The sequence below is a fragment of the Variovorax sp. IB41 genome (assembly GCF_016405905.1).
GTDB lineage: Bacteria > Pseudomonadota > Gammaproteobacteria > Burkholderiales > Burkholderiaceae_C > Variovorax.
This window is the reverse complement of sequence record NZ_JAEFCB010000040.1, coordinates 2501-5660: the sequence shown is the minus strand read 5'-3', so window position 1 is coordinate 5660 and position 3160 is coordinate 2501. Positions and strand designations below refer to the sequence as shown.

Annotated in this window: 2 rRNA genes; both read right to left on the bottom strand. The window is 50.2% G+C overall.

What is annotated here, in order from left to right:
• Nucleotides 1–11: 11 nt before the first annotated feature.
• Nucleotides 12–124, bottom strand: a 5S ribosomal RNA gene (gene rrf / locus JC881_RS32175).
• A gap of 144 nt (nt 125–268) precedes the next feature.
• A 23S ribosomal RNA gene (locus JC881_RS32170) occupies nt 269–3142 on the bottom strand.
• Between the last annotated feature and the right edge of the window lie 18 nt (nt 3143–3160).

Genomic DNA, 3160 nt, shown 5'->3' with positions numbered 1-3160 from the left:
GGGCTGTAAGAGCCTGACGATGACCTACTTTCACACGGGAACCCGCACTATCATCGGCGCTGAGTCGTTTCACTGTCCTGTTCGGGATGGGAAGGAGTGGTACCAACTCGCTATGGTCATCAGGCATAAAGGGTTGTTTACCTGATCACATGATCAGGTAAACGAATTCATAGAGTTTGGAATCAGCGCGCAATTGTCTTGCGCTTGCTTGAATGTATTTTGAATGCGTCAACTTGGCATAACACCTTGATCTGATGATCAAAGTTATAGGGTCAAGCCGCACGAGCAATTAGTATCAGTTAGCTTAACGCATTACTGCGCTTCCACACCTGACCTATCAACGTCCTGGTCTTGAACGACTCTTTAGGGGGCTCAAGGCCCCGGCAGATCTCATCTTGAAACGAGTTTCCCGCTTAGATGCTTTCAGCGGTTATCTCTTCCACACTTAGCTACTCGGCAATGCCACTGGCGTGACAACCGATACACCAGAGGTGTGTCCACTCCGGTCCTCTCGTACTAGGAGCAGGCTTCCTCAAATCTGCAGCGCCCACGGAAGATAGGGACCAAACTGTCTCACGACGTTTTAAACCCAGCTCACGTACCTCTTTAAATGGCGAACAGCCATACCCTTGGGACCGGCTACAGCCCCAGGATGAGATGAGCCGACATCGAGGTGCCAAACACCGCCGTCGATATGAACTCTTGGGCGGTATCAGCCTGTTATCCCCAGAGTACCTTTTATCCGTTGAGCGATGGCCCTTCCATACAGAACCACCGGATCACTATGTCCTGCTTTCGCATCTGCTCGACTTGTCAGTCTCGCAGTTAAGCACGCTTATGCCATTGCACTATCGTCACGATGTCCGACCGTAACTAGCGTACCTTCGAACTCCTCCGTTACGCTTTGGGAGGAGACCGCCCCAGTCAAACTGCCTACCATGCACTGTCCCCGATCCAGATAATGGACCTAGGTTAGAACCTCAAACACACCAGGGTGGTATTTCAACGTTGGCTCCACAAGATCTAGCGACCCTGCTTCAAAGCCTCCCACCTATCCTACACAGATCTGTTCAAAGTCCAATACAAAGCTACAGTAAAGGTTCATGGGGTCTTTCCGTCTTTCCGCGGGGAGATTGCATCATCACAAACATTTCAACTTCGCTGAGTCTCAGGAGGAGACAGTGTGGCCATCGTTACGCCATTCGTGCAGGTCGGAACTTACCCGACAAGGAATTTCGCTACCTTAGGACCGTTATAGTTACGGCCGCCGTTTACTGGGACTTCAATCAAGAGCTTGCACCCCATCATTTAATCTTCCAGCACCGGGCAGGCGTCACACCCTATACGTCCACTTTCGTGTTTGCAGAGTGCTGTGTTTTTAATAAACAGTCGCAGCCACCGATTTTTTGCAACCCATTCATGCTTCGTTGTTCACTACACACTAATAGGGCACACCTTCTTCCGAAGTTACGGTGTCAATTTGCCGAGTTCCTTCTCCTGAGTTCTCTCAAGCGCCTTAGAATACTCATCTCGCGCACCAGTGTCGGTTTGCGGTACGGTCGTATATAGCTGAAGCTTAGTGGCTTTTCCTGGAACCTCGTTCAGTCACTTCACGGACAAGTCCGCTCGATCGTTGGCCTCGGTATATGTGCACCGGATTTGCCTAATGCACGCCTACATCCAACTAAACCAGAATAATCCAATAACTGGATGACCTATTAAGATCCGTCCCCACATCGCACTATATAACGGTACAGGAATATTGACCTGTTTCCCATCAGCTACGCATCTCTGCCTCGCCTTAGGGGCCGACTCACTCTACGCCGATGAACGTTGCGTAGAAAACCTTGCGCTTACGGCGAGGGGGCTTTTCACCCCCTTTAACGCTACTCATGTCAGCATTCGCACTTCTGATACCTCCAGCACGCTTTACAACGCACCTTCACAGGCTTACAGAACGCTCTCCTACCACTTGCAATAAATTGCAAATCCGCAGCTTCGGTAACTGGCTTAGCCCCGTTACATCTTCCGCGCAGGACGACTCGATCAGTGAGCTATTACGCTTTCTTTAAATGATGGCTGCTTCTAAGCCAACATCCTGACTGTTTTAGCCTTCCCACTTCGTTTCCCACTTAGCCAATTTTAGGGACCTTAGCTGGCGGTCTGGGTTGTTTCCCTCTTGAGTCCGGACGTTAGCACCCGGTGCTCTGTCTCCCAAGCTGTACTCATCGGTATTCGGAGTTTGCCTTGGTTTGGTAAGTCGCCATGACCCCCTAGCCAAAACAGTGCTCTACCCCCGATGGTAATACTTGAGGCACTACCTAAATAGTTTTCGGAGAGAACCAGCTATTTCCAAGTTTGTTTAGCCTTTCACCCCTATCCACAGCTCATCCGCTAGTTTTGCAACACTAGTCGGTTCGGACCTCCAGTACCTGTTACGGCACCTTCATCCTGGCCATGGATAGATCACTTGGTTTCGGGTCTACACCCAGCGACTGATCGCCCTATTCGGACTCGATTTCTCTACGGCTTCCCTATTCGGTTAACCTTGCCACTGAATGTAAGTCGCTGACCCATTATACAAAAGGTACGCAGTCACCCCTTACGAGGCTCCTACTTTTTGTAAGCACGCGGTTTCAGGATCTATTTCACTCCCCTCCCGGGGTTCTTTTCGCCTTTCCCTCACGGTACTAGTTCACTATCGGTCAATGATGAGTATTTAGCCTTGGAGGATGGTCCCCCCATATTCAGACAGGATTTCTCGTGTCCCGCCCTACTTGTCGTTAGCTTAGTACCACACAGGTCATTTCACGTACGGGGCTATCACCCGCTATGGCCAGTCTTTCCAAACTGTTCCGTTATGTCTTGTGCTATCACTAACAGGCTCTTCCGATTTCGCTCGCCACTACTTTCGGAATCTCGGTTGATGTCTTTTCCTCGAGCTACTGAGATGTTTCAGTTCACCCGGTTCGCCTCGCATGACTATGTATTCATCATGCGATACCTTTCGGTGGGTTTCCCCATTCGGAAATCTCCGGATCAAAGCTAATTTGCCAGCTCCCCGAAGCTTATCGCAGGCTATCACGTCCTTCGTCGCCTATCATTGCCAAGGCATCCACCACGTGCTCTTATTCACTTGACCCTATAACTTTGACGTTTC